Annotated in this window: 19 protein-coding genes; 8 read left to right on the top strand and 11 right to left on the bottom strand. The window is 74.9% G+C overall.

What is annotated here, in order from left to right:
* Positions 1-28: 28 nt before the first annotated feature.
* The 8 genes from FB558_RS38630 (at position 29) to FB558_RS38665 (ending at position 8,722) form a co-directional block, all read left to right on the top strand.
* Positions 29-694 (top strand): hypothetical protein, encoded by a 666-nt coding sequence (locus FB558_RS38630; RefSeq protein WP_142063104.1) that lies wholly within the window; start codon positions 29-31, stop codon positions 692-694.
* Positions 691-1,296, top strand: a complete 606-nt coding sequence (locus tag FB558_RS38635; RefSeq protein WP_211367141.1) for a DUF6529 family protein — start codon at positions 691-693, stop codon at positions 1,294-1,296. The genes FB558_RS38630 and FB558_RS38635 overlap by 4 nt, the downstream gene beginning before the upstream one ends.
* Positions 1,297-1,326: 30 nt before the next feature.
* On the top strand, positions 1,327-1,764 hold the full coding sequence (locus FB558_RS38640; RefSeq protein WP_246107073.1) for a Rieske (2Fe-2S) protein: 438 nt from the start codon (positions 1,327-1,329) through the stop codon (positions 1,762-1,764).
* A gap of 136 nt (positions 1,765-1,900) precedes the next feature.
* Entirely contained in the window at positions 1,901-3,808 is a 1,908-nt protein-coding gene (locus FB558_RS38645; RefSeq protein ID WP_142063106.1) for a methylmalonyl-CoA mutase family protein, read from the top strand.
* Positions 3,805-5,967 carry a methylmalonyl-CoA mutase gene (gene scpA / locus FB558_RS38650; protein ID WP_142063109.1) on the top strand — a complete coding sequence of 721 codons (2,163 nt, stop codon included), beginning with the start codon at positions 3,805-3,807 and terminating at the stop codon, positions 5,965-5,967. The genes FB558_RS38645 and scpA overlap by 4 nt, the downstream gene beginning before the upstream one ends.
* A gap of 3 nt (positions 5,968-5,970) precedes the next feature.
* Entirely contained in the window at positions 5,971-6,951 is a 981-nt protein-coding gene (gene meaB / locus FB558_RS38655; RefSeq protein ID WP_142063112.1) for a methylmalonyl Co-A mutase-associated GTPase MeaB, read from the top strand.
* 133 nt (positions 6,952-7,084) lie between these two features.
* The gene (locus tag FB558_RS38660) at positions 7,085-7,888 is read left to right on the top strand and encodes a metal-dependent hydrolase (RefSeq protein WP_142063115.1); all 804 of its coding nucleotides are present in this window, start codon (positions 7,085-7,087) and stop codon (positions 7,886-7,888) included.
* 21 nt (positions 7,889-7,909) lie between these two features.
* The gene (locus FB558_RS38665; RefSeq protein ID WP_246107074.1) at positions 7,910-8,722 is read left to right on the top strand and encodes a DUF1932 domain-containing protein; all 813 of its coding nucleotides are present in this window, start codon (positions 7,910-7,912) and stop codon (positions 8,720-8,722) included.
* A gap of 145 nt (positions 8,723-8,867) precedes the next feature.
* Here the strand turns inward: FB558_RS38665 and FB558_RS38670 are convergent, their stop codons facing one another.
* From FB558_RS38670 to FB558_RS45380, 11 genes are all read right to left on the bottom strand, one after another.
* Entirely contained in the window at positions 8,868-9,047 is a 180-nt protein-coding gene (locus FB558_RS38670; RefSeq protein ID WP_142063118.1) for a hypothetical protein, read from the bottom strand.
* Between the two features lie 163 nt (positions 9,048-9,210).
* Positions 9,211-10,422: a CehA/McbA family metallohydrolase gene (locus FB558_RS38675; protein ID WP_142063120.1), complete on the bottom strand. Its 1,212-nt coding sequence runs from the start codon at positions 10,420-10,422 to the stop codon at positions 9,211-9,213.
* A 3-nt stretch (positions 10,423-10,425) separates the two neighbouring features.
* Complete coding sequence (locus tag FB558_RS38680) at positions 10,426-11,547, bottom strand: ABC transporter ATP-binding protein (RefSeq protein WP_142063123.1); 1,122 nt, start codon at positions 11,545-11,547, stop codon at positions 10,426-10,428.
* On the bottom strand, positions 11,547-12,368 hold the full coding sequence (locus tag FB558_RS38685; RefSeq protein ID WP_211367142.1) for a carbohydrate ABC transporter permease: 822 nt from the start codon (positions 12,366-12,368) through the stop codon (positions 11,547-11,549). The genes FB558_RS38680 and FB558_RS38685 overlap by 1 nt, the downstream gene beginning before the upstream one ends.
* A complete protein-coding gene (locus tag FB558_RS38690) occupies positions 12,365-13,285 on the bottom strand; it encodes a carbohydrate ABC transporter permease (protein ID WP_211367143.1) in 921 nt (306 codons plus the stop codon). The genes FB558_RS38685 and FB558_RS38690 overlap by 4 nt, the downstream gene beginning before the upstream one ends.
* The gene (locus FB558_RS38695) at positions 13,257-14,684 is read right to left on the bottom strand and encodes an extracellular solute-binding protein (RefSeq protein ID WP_142063129.1); all 1,428 of its coding nucleotides are present in this window, start codon (positions 14,682-14,684) and stop codon (positions 13,257-13,259) included. Before FB558_RS38695 ends, FB558_RS38690 begins: the two co-directional genes overlap by 29 nt.
* Positions 14,685-14,886: 202 nt before the next feature.
* Positions 14,887-15,627: a GntR family transcriptional regulator gene (locus FB558_RS38700; protein ID WP_142063132.1), complete on the bottom strand. Its 741-nt coding sequence runs from the start codon at positions 15,625-15,627 to the stop codon at positions 14,887-14,889.
* A 75-nt stretch (positions 15,628-15,702) separates the two neighbouring features.
* The gene (locus tag FB558_RS38705; RefSeq protein WP_142063135.1) at positions 15,703-16,992 is read right to left on the bottom strand and encodes a TRAP transporter large permease; all 1,290 of its coding nucleotides are present in this window, start codon (positions 16,990-16,992) and stop codon (positions 15,703-15,705) included.
* Positions 16,992-17,552, bottom strand: coding sequence for a TRAP transporter small permease (locus FB558_RS38710; protein WP_142063138.1), 561 nt, complete (start codon positions 17,550-17,552; stop codon positions 16,992-16,994). Before FB558_RS38710 ends, FB558_RS38705 begins: the two co-directional genes overlap by 1 nt.
* Positions 17,549-17,944: a type 2 periplasmic-binding domain-containing protein gene (locus FB558_RS45375; RefSeq protein ID WP_142063141.1), complete on the bottom strand. Its 396-nt coding sequence runs from the start codon at positions 17,942-17,944 to the stop codon at positions 17,549-17,551. Before FB558_RS45375 ends, FB558_RS38710 begins: the two co-directional genes overlap by 4 nt.
* Positions 17,941-18,615, bottom strand: a complete 675-nt coding sequence (locus FB558_RS45380; protein WP_142063145.1) for a type 2 periplasmic-binding domain-containing protein — start codon at positions 18,613-18,615, stop codon at positions 17,941-17,943. The genes FB558_RS45375 and FB558_RS45380 overlap by 4 nt, the downstream gene beginning before the upstream one ends.
* Positions 18,616-18,649 lie beyond the last annotated feature (34 nt).

The following is an 18,649-nucleotide window of genomic DNA, read 5'->3' on the forward strand; positions in this document are numbered from 1 at the left end:
CCGGGCCCCGACCACCCCGGGGAGTCCCGTGACCCGGTACGCACCGCTGCTCACCCTGGGAGCGGCCGCCGCGCTCGGCGGCGGGCTGCTCCTCGTGAACACCGCCGCCACCTCCGCGGGCACCGCGCCCGCGCCGGTCGCGCTGTCCGCCGCGCCGGCCGGGCCCGACCCGGCACCCCCTGCCGCGCCACCCGCGCCCCCGGCCGTCACCGACGTCGCCTACGCAGGCCGGTCCGCGGGCGACGAGGTGACCGTCGCGATCGCGGTGCGGGACGGGCGCGCGGTCGGCTACGTCTGCGACGGGGACGAGGTCGAGTCCTGGCTCGAGGGCACCCTCACCGGCGCGGACCTGCGGCTCGCGGACGCCGGCGGGACGCCGGTGGTCACCGCCACCGCCACCGGGGAGGCCGTGCTCGGCGCCGTGACCGTCGACGGTGAGGAACGGCCGTTCGCGGCGGAGGGCGTCACGGGGCCTGCCGGGCTGTACGAGGGCCGCGCCGACGTCCGGGGCGTCACCACCCGCATCGGCTGGATCGTCGACGGCGCGGGGGACGTCACCGGGGTCGCCTCCGCGAGCGGGGTCCGCCGACCCGCGCCCGCGCTGGACCCGGCCGACCCCGCCGCGACCACGATCGACGGGGTGCCGGTCGAGGTCACCGCCCTCGACGGCGGGGACGAGGTGATCCGGCGATGACCCGGCCCACCGGCCTGCGTGCGGCCGGCGCCCACGCAGCCGGCGTCCGCGCCCGCAGCGGCGGCGCGGGTGCCGTGCTCGTCGCCGCGGCGGCGGGCTCGCTGGTCGCCGTCGGGCTCGGGGCGTACGGCCGGTGGCACGAGCCGGCAGCCGCGGCGGTCAACGTCGCGGGCTTCTCGTCCGGCGTGGCCGCGAAGGCCTGGCTGGGCACCATCGCGTTCGTGCTGGCGCTGGGACAGCTGTGGTCTGCAGCTGCGCTGCACGGACGGGTGGGCCGGCGGTGGCGGGCCGCCGGCCCACCGCTGTGGGTGGGGGCGGTGCACCGCTGGTCCGGTCGCGCGGCCGTGCTGGTCACCGTGCCGGTCGCGGTGCACTGCCTCTACGCCCTCGGCTTCCAGGACGGCTCCCCGCGGGTGCTGCTGCACTCGCTGGCCGGCTGCTTCGTCTACGGCGCCTTCGTCACGAAGATGCTGGTGCTGCAGCGCCCGCGCAGCCCGGGGTGGAGCCTGCCGCTGCTCGGCGGCGCCCTCTTCACCGCCGTGACGGCCGTCTGGCTCAGCTCGTCGCTCTGGTTCTTCTCCACGTCCGGGCTCTCCACCTGACCGACGCCACCGACCCCCGAGGTGTTCGCCGTGCCCCACTCCGCTCTCACCCGCCGCGCCGTCGTGACCGGCTCGGCAGGCGCCTGCGCCGCGGCGCTCTGCGCCTGCACCACCTACGACGCCCGCCCGTCCCCGCCGCCGGCCCCGGCGCCGCCACCGCCACCGGACGCCACGGGCGCCGCGGACGCGCTGGCCCGCACCGCCGACATCCCGGTCGGCGGCGGCGCGGTCTTCCCCGACCGGGACCTCGTCGTCACGCAGCCGGTGGCGGGGGAGTTCCGCGCCTTCTCCGCCACGTGCACCCACCAGGGCTGCACCGTCGGCGAGGTGAGCGACGGCGCCATCGTGTGCACCTGCCACGGCAGCCGCTTCGCCGTCGAGGACGGCGCGGTCGTGGAGGGGCCGGCCGAGACGCCGCTGCCGGAGCGCGGCATCGAGGTGGACGGGGAGCAGATCCTCCCCGCCTGACCGGGGCCTGCGCGGCCCGCCCGTGGGTCGGATCACGCTGCGCGGACCCGGCTGGGGCGCCCGCGCCGACCTACACTCCGAACCGTCGGGCCCGCCGGCAGGGCTGCCGAGCGGGGTGGCGGAGGAGTGGCACCGCATGAACACGTCCCAGGTCGACAGCGACGCGCTCGACGCGGGCGCGCCGTCCGAGCCGGAAGAGCTGGCGCTCGCCGCGGAGTTCCCGCCGGCGCAGCGGGCGCAATGGTCGGCGCTCGTCGACCAGGTCGTGCGCAAGGCCGGGCGCCTCCCGTCCGACGCACCGGCCGGGGCGGGCGTCGAGCGGCTGGAGCGGACCACGCCGGACGGCTTCCGCGTGCGCCCGCTCTACACCGCAGCCGACGCCCCCGACCCGGCGTCGGCCGGGGTGCCGGGCGCGGCGCCGTTCGTGCGCGGCGGCCGGTCAGGCGGTCCGGCGCCCGACGGCTGGGACGTGCGGCAGCGCCACGCCGAGCCGGACCCGGCCGCCGCCCGCGCGGCCGTGCTCGCCGACCTGGAGAACGGCGTCACCTCGATCTGGCTGGGTGTCGGCACGGGCGCCACGGCGGTGGCCGACCTGCCCGCCGTGCTCGAGGGCGTGCACCTGGACATGGCCCCCGTGGTGCTCGACGCGTCCGCCGACTCCGCCGACACCGAGCTCGCCGCGGCGGAGGCGCTGCTCGCGCAGGCTCCCGGCGGCGTGGCGCCCGCCGACCTGCGCGCCACCCTCGGGCTGGACCCGGTGGGGCGGCGCGCCCGCACCGGTGCCGGCCCGGACGTCGACGCGGTCGTGCCGCTCGCCCGGCGCGTCGCGGAGGGGTTCCCCCTGGTCCGCACGGTCGTCGTGGACGCGTTGCCGGTGCACGGCGCGGGCTCGTCGGACGCGCAGGAGCTGGGGTTCTCCCTCGCCGCCGGCGTCGCCTACCTGCGGGCGCTGACCGGCGCCGGGCTGGACCTCGCGACCGCGGCGGGACAGCTGGAGTTCCGCTACGCGGCCACGGCGGAGCAGTTCCCCACGATCGCGAAGCTGCGCGCGGCACGGCGGCTGTGGTCGCGCGTCACCGAGGCCTGCGGAACGGCGTTGCCCCAGTTCCAGCACGCCGTGTCCGCGCCGTCCATGCTCACCCGCCGCGACGCCCACGGGAACCTGCTGCGCGGCACCGTCGCCGGCTTCGGGGCCGGGGTCGGCGGTGCCGACGCGGTCACCGTGGCCCCGTTCGACGCCGCGCTCGGCGCGTCCGAACCCTTCTCCCGGCGGATCGCGCGCAACACGCAGTCGCTGCTGGTGCAGGAGTCGCACCTGGCCCGGGTGATCGACCCGGCGGGCGGGTCCTGGTTCGTCGAGTCGCTCACCGCGGAGCTCGCGGCCGCGGCCTGGGCGTTCTTCCAGGAGATCGAGGCCGCGGGCGGCGTCCTCGCGGCGCTGGACTCCGGGCTGGTGGCCGAACGGGTCGCCGCGGTCCGGGAGGGTCGGGAGCGCGCGGCCGCGCGGCGCAGCGCGTCGATCACCGGGGTGAGCGAGTTCGCCGACCTGGCCGAGCCCGCGCTCGCGCGCCGTCCGCTGCCGGAACCGCCTGCCGGCGGGCTGCCGCGCTTCCGGCCCGCGGAGCCGTACGAGGCGTACCGGGACCGCTCGGACGCGGTGCTCGCCGAGACCGGCGCGCGGCCGCGGGCGTTCCTCGCGACCCTGGGCCCGCTGTCGGCGTACACCGCGCGCGCGGGCTTCGCGCGCAACCTCATGGCCGCGGGCGGCATCGAGACCCCGGAGGCCGGACCCACGCAGACCGCGCAGGAGGTGGCCACGGCCTTCACCGAGGCGGGCACCCCGGTCGCGGTCCTGTGCTCGACCGACGCGCTCTACGCCGAACGCGCCGCCGAGGCGGTGACGGCGTTGCGGGAGGCGGGCGCGCGCCAGGTCCTGCTGGCCGGGTCGGCCGAGGTGGCAGGCGTGGACGGGCACCTCGCGGCGGGCTGCGACGCGCTCGCCGTGATCGGGTCGGTGTACACGACGCTGGAGGGCGGCTCATGATCCCCGACTTCACGCAGGTACCCCTCGACGGCGCCGCGACCCCGGCGGGGGAGTGGGCAGGCGACGTGCCGACCTGGGAGTCCCCCGAGGGGATCGGGGTGAAGCCGCTCTACACCGCCGCCGACGTCGCGGGCCTGGACTTCCTGGACACCTATCCGGGCATCGCGCCGTACGTGCGCGGCCCGTACCCGACGATGTACACCACGCAGCCCTGGACGGTGCGCCAGTACGCGGGCTTCTCCACCGCGGCCGAGTCCAACGCCTTCTACCGGCGCAACCTGGCCGCGGGCCAGAAGGGCCTGTCGATCGCCTTCGACCTGGCCACCCACCGCGGGTACGACTCCGACCACCCGCGCGTCGGCGGCGACGTCGGCATGGCAGGCGTGGCGATCGACTCGATCTACGACATGCGCCAGCTGTTCGACGGCATCCCGCTCGGGGACATGTCGGTGTCGATGACGATGAACGGCGCCGTGCTGCCCGTCCTCGCGCTCTACGTCGTGGCGGCCGAGGAGCAGGGCGTGCCGCACGAGCGGCTCACCGGGACCATCCAGAACGACATCCTCAAGGAGTTCATGGTCCGCAACACCTACATCTACCCGCCGCAGCCCTCGATGCAGATCATCTCCGACATCTTCTCGTTCACCTCGCGGGAGATGCCGAAGTTCAACTCGATCTCCATCTCCGGCTACCACATCCAGGAGGCCGGGGCCACGGCCGACCTGGAGCTGGCCTACACCCTCGCGGACGGCGTGGAGTACCTGCGGGCGGGCATCGACGCGGGCCTGGACGTGGACCGGTTCGCGCCGCGGCTGTCGTTCTTCTTCGGCGTCGGCATGAACTTCTTCATGGAGGTCGCGAAGCTGCGGGCGGCGCGGCTGCTGTGGGCGAAGCTGGTGAAGCAGTTCTCCCCGGAGAACGAGAAGTCGCTGTCGTTGCGCACGCACTGCCAGACCTCGGGGTGGTCGCTGACCGCGCAGGACGTCTACAACAACGTGGTCCGCACCTGCGTCGAGGCCATGGCCGCCACCCAGGGCCACACGCAGAGCCTGCACACCAACGCCCTCGACGAGGCGCTGGCGCTGCCCACGGACTTCTCGGCGCGAATCGCCCGCAACACGCAGCTGCTGCTGCAGCAGGAGTCCGGCACCACGCATGTGATCGACCCGTGGGGCGGCAGCCACTACGTCGAGCGGCTGACCTACGACCTGGCCCGCCGCGCGTGGGCGCACATCGAGGAGGTCGAGCGGGCCGGCGGGATGGCGCAGGCCATCGACGCCGGCATCCCGAAGCTGCGCGTCGAGGAGGCGGCCGCGCGCACGCAGGCGCGCATCGACGCCGGGCGCCAGCCGGTCATCGGGGTCAACAAGTACGTGGTCGACTCCGACGAGGACCTCGAGGTCCTCAAGGTCGACAACGCCGGGGTGCGCCGCGAGCAGCTGGAGAAGCTGCGCAGGCTGCGCGAGGAGCGCGACGACCGCGAGGTCGACGCCGCGTGCGCGGCGCTGACGTCGGCGGCCGCCCTGATCGCCGAGGGCTCGCCCCGCACGGAGGCGCAGAACCTGCTCGGGCTCTCGGTGGCGGCGGCGCGGGCGAAGGCCACCGTCGGCGAGATCTCCGACGCGCTGGAGAAGGTGTTCTCGCGCCACTCCGGTCAGATCCGCATCATCTCCGGTGTGTACGCGCACGAGGCCGGGCAGAACCCCGCGATCGAACGGGCCCGCGAGCTGGTGGACGCCTTCGCCGCGCAGGAGGGGCGCCAGCCGCGCATCCTGGTGGCGAAGATGGGCCAGGACGGGCACGACCGCGGCCAGAAGGTGATCGCCACCGCGTTCGCCGACCTCGGCTTCGACGTCGACGTCGGCCCGCTGTTCTCCACGCCCGGCGAGGTGGCGCGGCAGGCCGTCGAGGCCGACGTGCACGTCGTGGGCGTCAGCTCGCTCGCGGCGGGGCACCTGACGTTGGTGCCGGAGCTGCGCGCCGAGCTCGCGGCGCTGGACCGTGACGACATCGTCGTCGTCGTCGGCGGCGTCATCCCGCCCGCCGACCACCCGGCGCTGAAGGAGGCGGGCGCGGCCGCGGTGTTCGGGCCCGGCACCGTGATCGCCGAGGCCGCGGTCGACCTGCTCGACACGCTCACCGCGCGGCTGCACGGGTGATCCGTGGCGCGTGAGGTGGACGTCGCGGCCCTGGCCAAGGGCGTGCTCGACGGGTCGCGGACGGTACTGGCGCGGTCGATCACGCTCGTCGAGTCCCACCGGCCCGACCACCGCGAGGCCGCGCAGCAGCTGCTGATGGAGCTGCTGCCGTCCTCAGGTGGCGCGCGTCGCGTCGGGATCAGCGGCGTGCCCGGTGTCGGGAAGTCGACGTTCATCGAGGCGCTGGGCACCCGGCTCACCGGGGCGGGCCACCGCGTCGCCGTGCTCGCCGTCGACCCCTCCTCCACGCGGACGAAGGGCTCGATCCTCGGCGACAAGACCCGGATGGCGGCCCTGGCGAACGACGCGAACGCGTTCGTGCGGCCCTCGCCGAGTGCCGGCACGCTCGGCGGTGTCGCCCGCGCCACCCGCGAGACGATCGTGCTGATGGAGGCCGCCGGCCACGACGTGGTGCTGGTGGAGACGGTCGGCGTCGGGCAGTCCGAGGTGGCGGTCGCGGCGATGGTCGACACGTTCCTGCTGCTCACGATCGCCCGCACCGGCGACTCCCTGCAGGGGATCAAGAAGGGCATCCTCGAGCTGGCCGACGTCGTCGCGGTGAACAAGGCCGACGGCCCGCACGAGGCCGACGCCCGCGCCGCGGCCCGCGAGCTGCGTGGCGCCCTGCGGCTGCTCACCCCCGCCAGCGCGGCGTGGACGCCCCCGGTCCTGACCTGCAGCGCGCAGACCGGCACCGGGATGGACGAGGTCTGGACGGCGGTGCAGGACCACCGCGCCGCGCTGGAGGCGGCCGGGGAGCTCGAGCCGCGTCGCGCCGCGCAGCAGGTGCAGTGGATGTGGGCGGTGGTCCGCGACCGCCTGCTCGACCGCCTGCAGTCCGACGCGAGAGTCCGCGAGGCGCTCCCCGACGTCGAGCGCGCCGTCCGCGACGGCGAGCTGACCCCCACCCTCGCCGCGCAACAACTCCTGGACCGCCTCACCTGACCGCTGAGACACCGACTCCTGCCCCGGCACACCGACTGCAGTCGGTGTGGGAGCGCCGAAGTCGGTGTGTGACGCGGGTCGGGCACGGCGTGGGATGGACGATCTTGTCGCCCTTCCGGGTTAACGTCGCCGGGTGCTCGGGGTCAGTCACGCGCTGTCGGGGGCGGCCCTCGGGCTCGCCGTGGTCGGGCTCGTCCCGGGGTTCGAGGAGAACGGGGAGAGCGCGGGGGGTGTGCTCACGTTCGCGGCGGTCTGCGCGGGTGCGGCGCTGCTGCCCGACCTGGACCACCCGTCCTCCACCGTCACCCGGCGGTTCGCCGCCGCGTCCTGGCTGGCCAGCCACGCGGTGCGGCCGCTGTCGCGGCTGGTGTACGACCTCACCCGCGGGCGTCGCGACACCGGGCGCGGCTCGCACCGCGGGCTCACCCACACTGTCGTCGGGGCGGTGCTGCTCGGCCTGGCCCTGAACCTCGCGTCCGCGCGGTTCGGCACCCCGGTGCTGGTCGGCACGCTGTTCGTGTGCCTCGCCCTGGCGATCAAGGGCCTCGACGCGCTGGTGCCCGGCCCGCCGTCGCTGGTGATCGCCGCCGGGCTCACCTACGCGGTGGAGCACTTCGTGCCGGGCGGCACGGCGGCCACCGCCGGTTGGCTCGGCACCGCCGTCACGCTCGGGATGGTGGTGCACTCCGTCGGCGACGCCGTCACCGAGTCCGGGGCCCCGCTGCTGTGGCCGGTGCGGATCCGCCAGCGGCACTGGTACCCGGTGGGCAGCCCGCGACCGCTGCGGTTCCGCACCGGCGGGAAGGTCGAGGCCTGGCTGGTGGCCCCCGCGCTCACGCTCGCGGTGTTCCTGCTGGTCGCGTTCGTGGTGCCGGGGGTGGCACCGGTCCTGCTGGCGGTGCGGGCCCAGGTGGAGGGGCTGATCGCGGGCGGGTGAGCCACCGGCGATGATGCACGGGTGGACACACCCTTCCCGCCCCGGCCGGTGGTCGGCATCCTGCACCCGGGGGCGATGGGCGCCGCCCTCGGCTCGGCGCTCAAGGCCAGGGCGGGTGCGGTGGTCTGGGCCGACGCCGGTCGCAGCCACGCCACGGCCAAGCGCGCCGAGCTCGCCGACCTCGTCGCCGTACCCGACGTCGCGGAGCTGGCCCGCCGCGCGCACGTGATCGTCTCGATCTGCCCGCCGCACGCGGCCGCGGCCGTCGCGCAGGAGGTCGCGGTCGCCGTGGCGGACCGCCCCGATCCGCCCCTGTACGTCGACGCCAACGCGGTCGCCCCGGCGACGGTGCGGGAGATCGGCGCGCTGCTGGGCGCCGAACGGGTGGTGGACGGCGCCGTCATCGGCCCTCCCGCCTGGGAGCCGGGCCGCACGGTGCTGTGGCTCTCGGGGGCGGCCGCCCCGGCCGTCGCCGACCTCTTCGCCGGCACCCCGTTCACGGCGCGGGTGCTCGGGACCGAGCTCGGCGCGGCCAGTGCCCTGAAGGCGTGCTACGCCGTGCAGACCAAGGCCCTGCCGGCGGTCTGGGCGGTGCTCGCGGCGGCCGCCGACGCCTACGGCGTGCAGGACGCGCTGCGTGAGCAGCTGACCGGTGACGGCGTGGACCTGGACGCCCACCTCGACGCGCTGCACGCGCGTGCCGGCGCGAAGGCGTGGCGGTGGGCCGGGGAGATGGACGAGGCCGCGGCCGCGCTGGCGGCCGTCGACGTGCCCGACGGGGTCTCGCGCGCCGCCGCCGAGGTGTACCGCCGGATGGCCGAGCGCCCGCACTGAGCCGCGTCGGAACGCGGACCGCCGCCGCACCGAGGGGGAGGGAAGCGGCGGCGGTCTGCACGAGGCCTGCGGCCCCGAGTCGGAGCCCCTCCGGCGCACCGCGGAGCCCTGCGGCTCCACGGTGCGGGTGGGTGAGGGAGGGCGATCAGTCGTCGCCGAAGTCGTCCGAGCCCTCGCCGCCGTGGCTGCTGGACCAGCCGCGGTTGCCGGGAGCGCTGTTGGATTCCGAGCCGGAGTCGGCCGCCGCTGACGGCGCGAGGACCGCCAGCACCGTGCCCACGACCGCGCTGACCAGCACTGTTGCCACCACGGGCTTGCGTCGCATGCGCACAGCTTGGCGCGTCGGGCCCGGTCCGTCGCCGCCGTCGCCCACATGCCACCTGAAGGTGTCACTCGAGGTGCGAGAACGGGTGAGGTCGATGCGGAGCGTGTCGGCACCCGTCGCCCGGGACGGGGGTGGGGCCCCGGTCCGGTCGACGCCCCGCGCCTCAGGCGACCAGGGCCACCACGGTGTTGTCGGCCGCCTCGAGGCGGTGCGGGCCGGGCCGGGCGGGGAAGGCCTGGTGGGCTCCGAGGACCACGCGACGGCGGCCGTCGGGGTCGACGAGGTAGGTGCCGCCGCCGTCGACGACCACCAGCTCGTCCCCGACGCGCAGCAGCACCGGCGCGTCGCGGCCGGCGCTGATCGCGATCCGGCCCGCGGTGAGCGCGGCCAGCACGCCGTCGGGGGCGTCGGTGCCGGCGGGGACCTGCACCCACGTGGTGGGGGCGCCGAGCGGGCGCCCGTGCACGGGGGTGTGGTAGTCGCTGCCGCCCAGCGGGAGCACGGTCGGGTCCCAGGCGAGCCACCAGGCGAGCGGGCCGCCCCAGCGGCGGTCCAGCCACGTCCAGTGCCACAGCTCGGCGAACCGCGGGCGGCGGCGCATGGGCAGCCGCCAGGCGCAGTCGGCCGCGAGCGGGTGGTTGATCGAGAGCAGCCCCCCGCGCTCCTCGGTCTCGGCGAGCCAGTGGTCGGCGGGGCGGCGGAAGTCGATCCAGCCGATGTCGCCGAACGCGTTCGCGTGGCCGGTGTCGCGGGTGACCTCCTGGCCGGGCACCAGCAGCACCCCGGCGCGCCGGCCCGCGCCGGGCAGCTCGCGGTGGTGGCTGACGGTGTTGTGGTCGGTGACCGCGAGGAAGTCCAGCCCGCCCGCGGCGGCGAGCGCGGCGAGCTCGTCGACGGTCAGCGCGCCGTCGGAGTGCACGCTGTGGCTGTGCAGGTCGCCCGCGAGCCAGGCCTGCCCGGGTTCGGCGGGCAGCTGACGGCGCGGGCGGCGCTCCGGCACCGGTGGGGGAGCGAGCGACGGGGGATCCGGCGCCGGCACGGCCTCCACCCGCACCTCGAAGGGCGCCCCGTCGCGCGGCACGCGGTGCAGCCCCAGGCAGACGTGCCAGACGCCCGGCTCCACCGGGCCGGGCAGGTAGCCGGGGGTGGCGAACTCCGCGCCGATCGTGAAGTGCTCGCGTGCCCCACCGGACCAGCCGCGGAAGCCGGACGGGCCGAAGCAGCCCAGGTCGAGCACCGCGGAGCTGCGGTCGTGGTCCAGCGCCACGGTGATCGCGTCGGTGCCGGGTGGCACCTCGACCGGCAGCAGCCGGTAGAAGTCCTCGGCCCGGTCCTCGAGGGTCCAACGGCCGCGGTGGGCGGCGAGCGGCGCCACGGCTCAGGACCCGGACCGGGCGAGTGCGGGGTCGGCGGGCGCGGGGCGCTCGCTGCCCACGAGCTCGCCGTCGTCGGCGCGGTAGAGCAGCACGCGCTGCGGCGCGGCCACCGCCCAGCCGCGGGTGCCGGGCGCGGGCTCCTCGCCCTCGGGCACCGTGACCTGCACGGTGTGCTCGCCCACGTCGAGCGACACCAGCGACCCGACGCCCATGTTCTCGACGATCACCACGGTGCCGGCCAGCCCGCCGGTCGTCCCGGCGGGGGAGAAGGTCATGTACTCCGGGCGCGCGGCGTAGACCACCTGCTCCCCGTCCCGCACGTGCCCGCGGGCCGAATCCGGCAGCGGCGCCGCGGTGCCGGCGACCCGCACCACGTCCCGCTCGACGACGCCGGGGAGCAGGTTCATCGGCGTGGAGCCGATGAAGCCCGCGACGAACGTGCTGGCGGGGCGCTGGAACACCTCCTGGGGTGTGCCGATCTGGCGGATCCGCCCGGCGTCCATCACCGCCATGCGGTCGCTCATCGCGAGCGCCTCGGCCTGGTCGTGGGTGACGAACACGGTGGTGACGCCCAGGTCGCGCTGCAGGCGCTTGAGGAAGGTGCGCGCCTCCAGCCGCAGCCGCGCGTCCAGGTTGGACAGCGGCTCGTCGAACAGGAAGGCCTGCGGGTGCGCCACCACCGCGCGGGCGAGCGCCGCGCGCTGCTGCTGGCCGCCCGACAGCTGCCCGGGCCGCCGCTCGAGCAGGTGTCCGAGGCTGAGCCCCTCGGCCGTGCGCGCGGCCCGGTCCTGCCGCTCGGTCCGGCCGACCTTCTTGATCCGCAGCGGGTAGGCGATGTTGTCCTGCACGGACATGTGGGGGAACAGGGCGTAGTCCTGGAACACCATCGCGACGTCGCGCGCGCCCGGCGCGAGCCCGGTGACGTCGCGCCCGCCGATCCGGACGCTCCCCGACGTCGCCGTCTCCAGTCCGGCGATGGTGCGCAGCAGGGTGGTCTTGCCGCAGCCGGACGGGCCGAGCAGGGCGAAGAACTCGCCGTCGCGGATGGTCAGGTCGAGGCGGTCGACGGCGTGCACGCCCCCGGGGTAGGTCTTGACCAGCGACTCCAGCTGGATGTCGGCCATCAGCGCTTGATCCCTCCGTGGAAGCGGAACCCGTAGCGCCGGTTGACGAAAACGTACATGGCGACGACCGGGATCGAGTAGAGCAGCGAGAACGCCGAGATCAGGCCCAGGTTCGCCTGCCCGCCCTCGGTGTAGAAGGTGTAGAGCACGACCGCCGCGGGCGCCTTCTCCGGGCTGCGCAGCAGGATGAACGGGGTGAGGAAGTTGCCCCAGACGTTCACGATCGCCCACACCGCGATCGTCGCGATCCCGGGGCGCACCGTGGGCAGCACGACGTCGCGCAGGATCTGCAGCGGCCCGGCCCCGAACACCCGCGCGGACTCCTCGTAGGAGCGCGGGGTGGCGTCCATGAAGTCCTTGAGGATGAAGATCGCGGCCGGGAGCAGGCCGCCGGAGAGCACGAGCACCACGCCGAGCTGCGAGTCGATCAGGTTCAGCTCGAACATCAGCAGGAAGATCGGCACCATGGCCGCGGTGCCCGTGACGATCGAGGACAGCAGCAGCAGGACGTAGAGCAGCGCGTCCCGGCCCGGGATCGACACCCGCGACAGCGCGTACGCCGCGAGCGCCCCGAGCACGGTGACCAGCACCATGCTGCCCACCGACAGCAGGATCGAGTTGCCCAGCGAGGTGAGCGCGTAGGGGTTCTCGAGCAGGCCGGTGAAGTTCTGCCACGTCCAGTCCGGCAGCGACGTCGTCAGCGTCGGGGCGGTGTCGAACGGTGCCGACAGCAGCCACAGCACCGGCACCGCCATGAACGCCGTGATCAGGGCGATCACCACGTAGAAGCCGATCCTCCCGACCCACTGCCGCCCCGTCACGGCCGGCGCTCCCGCAGCAGCCGCAGGTAGACCACGGCGATCACCAGGTTGATCAGCAGCATCAGCAGCGAGATCGCGCTGCCGAAGCCGAGCTGGCCGTCGAAGATCGCCACCTGGTAGACGAACACCGGCAGGATCTCCGAGCGGCCGTCCGGCCCGCCCGCCGTGATCAGGTACGGGGCGAAGTCGTTGAACGTCCAGAGGCTGATCAGCAGCAGGTTGGTGAGCACGTGCCCGCGGATGTGCGGGAACACGACGTCGCGCAGCTGCTGCCACCCCGACGCGCCGACCATCCGCGCGGTCTCCAGCTGCGAGGGCGGCACGGCGTTCAGCGCCGCACCGAAGAGCAGCATCGAGAACGCGGTGCCGCGCCACGTGTTGAACACGATGATCGACAGCATCGGGTACTGCAGCAGCCAGCCGACGCCCGGCGTGCCGAGCAGGGCGTTGAGCGTGCCGGTGTCGCGGTCCAGCAGCGCGATCCACAGGAACGCCACCACCGAGCCGGGCAGGATCCAGGCCAGCATCACCAGCGACTCGACCACGGTGCGGACCACCCGCGGGGCGCTGCGCAGCATCCAGGCCAGCGCGAAGCCGAGCACGCACTGCCCGATGACGGCGGACCCGAGCACGTAGAGCAGCGTGAGCCAGAGTGAGTCGAGGAAATCCGGGTCCGACAGCGCGCGGGTGTAGTTGTCCAGCCCGACGACCTCCGGGCGGGCCGCGGCCGTCCCGGTGAGCCGGTAGTTCGTCAGGCCGAGGTAGAGCGTCCAGAGCGCGGGGTAGACGAGGAAGACCGCCACGAGCGCGAGCGCAGGCACGACGAACGCCGTGGCCCGGGCCCTGCCCAGGCCGGCCGCATCCGTGGCGACGGGGCCGCGGCGCGCCTCAGCCGGTGGTGATGTCGTCAGCGCCACCCAGCACACCCTCCAGCGCGGTCCGGTAGTCCTGCGCCGCCTGCTCCGGCGGCGTGCCGGACACGACGGCGGCTGTTGCCTCCTGCAGCGCCTGCGACACCTGCGGGTATACGGCGAGGCCGGGCCGGTAGCCGGTGAGCGGGAGCACCTGCTCGGCCACGAAGCTCAGCATCGGGTCGCCTCCCAGCGCCTCGGCGTTGACGTCCTCGCGCTGGGTGATGCGTGCGGAGTCGCCGAGCCGGGCGCGCACGGCGTCCGCCGAGTTCATGAAGGCGAGCAGCTCCCAGGCCTGCTGCGGGTAGCGGGTGTTCGGGTTGATCGCGTTCATGCTGCCGCCGGACATCGAGACGAAGTCCTGGCCGTTCACGCCGGCGCCCGGGCCCTGGGCGGGGATCTTGGCGTAGCCCACGACCTCGTCGCGGTTCGCCATCGGGGCGATCCCGACCTCGGGGTGGACGACCGAGCGCCAGAAGTAGTCGCTCTCGAACAGCATGCCGATGCGGCCCGCGGCGAACTCCTGGAAGCTCTTGTCGCGGCCCTGCGCCTCCTGCTGCAGCAGCGGGTCACCCAGCCCGCCGCCGTAGACGGCCTGGTAGAAGCCGAGCACGTCGCGGATCGCGGCGGTGTCGCCCTGCCAGCCGTCCTCGCCGTGCAGCGGCGCGCCCGCGCCGGCCAGCAGCGGGAGCACGCCCTGCATCGTCGTGGCCTCGCCCATCGCGGTGCCCGCGTTGAGCTGGATCGCGTCCACGTCCGGCAGCTGCGCCAGCGCGCGCCCGGCGTCGAGGATCTCCTGCCAGCTCGTCGGCTGCCACTCCGTCGGCAGCCCGGCCCGGGCGAAGAGCTCCTTGTTGTAGAAGATCACGCGTCCGTCGGAGCCGTCCGGGATGCCGTAGCGCTGCCCGTCGAACGAGGCGAGCTGCTCGACCGCGTCCGGGATCTGCGCCCAGCCGTCCCACTCGGCAGCGGCCGGGCCGACCACCTCCTCGAGCGGGCGGATGTAGCCGGCCTGCGCGAACTCGCCGACCCAGATGCCGTCCAGGGCCACGATGTCGGCGCCGGCGCCCGAGCGCATGTCGAGCGACTGGCGCGTCTTGTACTGCTCGTCGTCGACGCCCGAGGGCGCGAAGGTCACCGTGGCCTGCACGCCGTCCGCGGCCATCTTCTCGGTGAACCGCGGGATCACGTGGTTCACGATCCAGTCGGCGTCACGGGCGTTCTTGCCGCCCTGGGCGGAGTTGCCGGCGATCGTGAGTGTGATCGTCTCGGCGTCCGCGTTGCGCTGCGGATCGGCCGGGGCGGTGTCGCCGCCCATCGACCCGCCGTCGGCGCAGCCGGCGAGCGCGACCGCGGTGACCGCGCCGAGCGCCAGGAGCGAGCGGGTCGTTCTGCTGGGTGCCATCGATGCGTCCTCGCTGACGACGGATAGTGACCGTCCGTGATCCTGGAGCATGTCAGGACGTCTGTCCATGCTTATGGCCTCCGCCTGCGCTCCGGCGTGCTCGCGGGCCCTCCAGACGCCGCCCCGCTCCTCCGGTGCTCGGTCGCTCGTTCCTCGCTCCCTGCGCTCCTCCCCCGCGGGGCGGCGTCGGCCCGCGAGCCGGTCAACGGCCCGTCAGGTCGACCTCGAACGAGTAGCGCGAGGCCCGGTACAGGTGGTCGCCGAACTCCACGACCACGCCGCGCTCGTCGAAGGTGGTGCGCCGCATGGTGAGCAGCGGGGCGCCGCGGGTCTCGTCCAGCAGCTCGGCCTCCGCGGCGGTGGCCCGTCGCGCGCCGATGCTCTGGTTCGCCGTGGCGGGCGCGACGCCGGCCTCGCGCAGCACCTCGTAGAGCCCCCGCCGGGCCAGCACGTCGGGGTCCAGGGGGGCGATGTCGGCGCGCAGGTGGTTGCGCAGGATGGCCAGCGGCTCGCCGCGGGTGCGGCGCAGCCGCTCCAACGCGACGACGGGCGTGCCGTCGGCGACCTCGAGCGTGGACGCCACCACCCCCGACGCCGGTTCGACGCGGTGCGCGAGGACGGTCGTGGTCGGCTCCTGGCCCGAGCGCGCCAGGTCGTCGAACAGGCTGGTGAGGCCGACGGGCCGGCGGACGCGAGCCCGCGCGACGTGCGTACCGACGCCGCGCTTGCGGACCAGGAGCCCCTTGTCGACCAGGTACTGGATGGCCTGGCGCATCGTCGGGCGCGAGAGCCCCAGCTCCTCGGCGAGCGCGATCTCGTTGTCCAGCCGCGAGCCGGGGGGCAGCGCGCCGGACTCGATGGCCTGCTCCAGCTGGCGGGCCACCTGGTAGTACAGCGGCACCGGGCTGGCGCGGTCCACGAGGACCTGGGGGCGAGCGGGCACCCGGTCACCTCCTGCCGTAGGTCTGGACAACCTAACGATCGGCCGGAGGGACGACAACGACCCGCCCCGGCGTCGTCAGCCCGCCATCGTCCCGGGCAGCCACAACACGAGCTGGGGGACGAACGTGAAGAGCAGCACGACCACGAGCATCGCCACGACGAACGGGACGACCCCGCGGAACACCTCGTCGGTGGGCCGGCGGGTGGCGCGGGCGACGATGAAGACGTTCAGCCCGAGCGGGGGGCTGACCAGGCCGATCTCGGCGAGCAGGACCACCATCACGCCGAACCACACCGGGTCGTAGCCCAGCTGCTCGACCACCGGCAGCACGATCGGCACGGTCAGGGCGAGGATCGCCATCTGGTCGAGGAACGCGCCGAGCACCAGGTAGACCACGGCGATCCCGAGGAACACGACGGTGGCGGGCGCCGGGATCGCGGCCACGGCGCCCACCACGGTCTCGGTCACCCGGGTCAGCGTGAGGACGTAGCCGAAGACGTGCGCGGCGGCGATGATCAGCAGGATCATGACGCTGGAGCCGAGCGTGTCCAGCAGCGCGGCGCGGATCTGGGCGGCGCCGAGCCTTCGCCGGACCAGGCCGATCGCGAGCGCACCGGCGGCGCCGAGCGCGGCGGCCTCCGTCGGCGTAGCGATGCTGAGGTAGATGCTGCCGGTGACCAGCGCGAACAGCACGGCGACCGGCGCCACTGCGGTCAGCGTCCGGATCTTGACGGCCACCGGGTGCCGTTCGCCGCGCGGCGCGAGCTCCGGGCTGCGGTGCACGAGCAGCAGGGTCGTCACGACCAGCGCGACGGTCACGAGCACGCCGGGGAGGAACCCCGCGACGAGCACCTGTCCGACGCTCTCCTCGGCCAGCACGGCGTAGAAGACCAGGATGATGCTGGGCGGCACCATCGCCGCCAGGGTGCCGACCACCGCGACCAGCCCGCCGGCCAGCCGTGGGTCGTAGCCGCGGCGGGTCATCTCCGGCACCGCGGTGGACGCGAGCGTGGCGGCGGCCGCCGTGCTCGAGCCGGAGATGGCGGCGAAGACCGCACCGGAGACCGTCGTGGCGACGCCGAGCCCGGCCGGTACGCGGCCCACCCAGATCCGGGCGGCGTCGAACAGCTCGCCCGCCACGCCGCTGCGCAGCACGAACTGCGCCATCAGGATGAACAGCGGGATCGGCGTGAGGGAGTAGGCCGACACCGCGGTGTGCGGGCTGGTCTCCAGGACGCCGAGCAGCAGTTGCGGTCCGCCGTGCAGCAGCAGGCCCACGACCCCGGCGATGCCGATCGCGAAGCCGACCGGGACCCGGGCGAGCAGCAGCACGAGCAGGAGCAGGATGACGAGGGCGGCGAGCATCAGAGCGCCTCCGCGACGGCGACCTGCGCGTCGTCGTGGTCGGGGTCCTCGGGCGGCTCGGTCGGGCGCACCACGAGCGTGTGCAGCAGCCGCGCGAGCAGCACGACGCCGCCCAGCGGCACCATGACCGTCGAGGTCCAGACCGGCCAGGACAGCTCCGCCCCGCCGGGAGGCGGGACGTCGCCGCCCGCCCACGCCGCGCCCGTGAGCGCGAGGCCACCCCAGGTGAGCGCCGCGACGAACAGCGCCGACAGCGCCGTGCCCGCGGCGGTGCACCAGCGCCGCAGCGCGACCGGTAGCGCCTGGTACAGCACGTCGATCCGCACGTGGGCCCCGGCGCGGACGGTGTGGGGGAGCCCGAGGAAGAAGAACCCGACCAGCAGGTAGTCGCTGATGAACGCGAGCGACCACGACATCGGCGCGGCGAGGACGTAGCGCAGCACGACCTCGAGCAGCATGAGTGCGGCCAGCGCGAGCAGCGCGGTCGCGGCGACCGCGGCCAGCGCGTCCTCGACGCGGCGCAGGACGCGGTCGAACCCGTCCCGGGGCGGCGGCGTCATCGGGTCGCCTCCGGCTGGTCGCGCAGGGCGGCGAGCATCGCGTCCAGGACGGCCCGCCCGGGCAGGCCGAGGCGCTCCATGTCGGCCACCCACTGCTCGCGCACCGGCGCCACGGCGTCGCGCCAGCGGCGCTGCTCGTCGGCGGTGAGGGTGTGGAACGCCAGCCCGCCTGCGGCGAGCTCGGCCCGGGACGCGGCGTTCTCCTCGTCGATGGCGCGGCACAGGTGCCGCGTCGTGTCCCGGCCGGCCTGCGTCAGCGCGGCCTGCAGGTCGGCGGGCAGGGCGTCCCACGCCCGCGCACCGATCGAGTAGGTGATCGTGAAGCTGCCCAGCTGCGCGCCGTCCGTCGCGTGCGTCGCGGCCTCGTCGAGGCGGTAGGGCAGCGCGCTCATCGGGCCCAGCACGGTGCCGTCGACGCGCGCGAGATCGCCTCGTACATCTCGGTGACCGGCATCGCCACCGGTGCCGCCCCGAGCTGCGCCACCGTGCGGTCGATCGCGCCGCCCGACGAGCGCAGCTGCAGACCGGCGACGTCCGACGGGTCGGTGACCACCCGGCTGCCCCCGGTCATCACCTCGTACCCGGGGATGACGCCGACGAGGAGCGGGCGCAGCCCGTCCGGTGCGAAGTCGGCCTCGTGCAGCACGCCGCCCTCGGCGAGCAGCGACTCGGCGGCCAGCGACGCGCGGCAGGACGTGTCGCTCATCGCGGGCAGGTCGGCGACCCCGGACAGCGGCAGCTGCGACGCCACGTACCCGGGGGAGACCATCGCGACGTCGACGACGCCGGAACGGGCCAGGCTCACGAAGTCCTCCGCCGCGCCGAGCTGCTCCGACGGGAAGTACTCGAACCGCACGCGCCCGCCGGTCAGCTCGCCCACCCGCTCCGTGAAGAAGCGCGCGCCCTCCCGCGAGACGGGGTGCGTGGTGGGGAAGGAGTCGGCGAGCACGAGCGTGGTCGTGCCCGGTGGCCCGCCGCTCGTGCAGGCGGCGGTGAGCGCCAGCACGACCGCGCCGAGCACCGCGGGCACGCGGGCACGTCGTGCGGGGCGGGGACGGGCCATCGTCGCTCTCCTTCGAACGGACGTCGGGCGTCGG

Source organism: Pseudonocardia kunmingensis (genome assembly GCF_006716445.1).
GTDB classification, from domain to species: Bacteria; Actinomycetota; Actinomycetes; order Mycobacteriales; family Pseudonocardiaceae; genus Pseudonocardia; species Pseudonocardia kunmingensis.

Bases quoted from the DNA above. Each gene is read 5' to 3' on its own strand.
- FB558_RS38635 (WP_211367141.1), top strand. From the start codon at position 691: ATGACCCGGCCCACCGGCCTGCGTGCGGCCGGCGCCCACGCAGCCGGC.
- FB558_RS38645 (WP_142063106.1), top strand. From the start codon at position 1,901: ATGAACACGTCCCAGGTCGACAGCGACGCGCTCGACGCGGGCGCGCCG.
- scpA (WP_142063109.1), top strand. From the start codon at position 3,805: ATGATCCCCGACTTCACGCAGGTACCCCTCGACGGCGCCGCGACCCCG.
- FB558_RS38670 (WP_142063118.1), bottom strand. From the start codon at position 9,047: ATGCGACGCAAGCCCGTGGTGGCAACAGTGCTGGTCAGCGCGGTCGTG.
- FB558_RS38680 (WP_142063123.1), bottom strand. From the start codon at position 11,547: ATGGCCGACATCCAGCTGGAGTCGCTGGTCAAGACCTACCCCGGGGGC.
- FB558_RS38695 (WP_142063129.1), bottom strand. From the start codon at position 14,684: ATGGCACCCAGCAGAACGACCCGCTCGCTCCTGGCGCTCGGCGCGGTC.
- FB558_RS38705 (WP_142063135.1), bottom strand. From the start codon at position 16,992: ATGCTCGCCGCCCTCGTCATCCTGCTCCTGCTCGTGCTGCTGCTCGCC.
- FB558_RS38710 (WP_142063138.1), bottom strand. From the start codon at position 17,552: ATGACGCCGCCGCCCCGGGACGGGTTCGACCGCGTCCTGCGCCGCGTC.
- FB558_RS45375 (WP_142063141.1), bottom strand. From the start codon at position 17,944: ATGAGCGCGCTGCCCTACCGCCTCGACGAGGCCGCGACGCACGCGACG.
- FB558_RS45380 (WP_142063145.1), bottom strand. From the start codon at position 18,615: ATGGCCCGTCCCCGCCCCGCACGACGTGCCCGCGTGCCCGCGGTGCTC.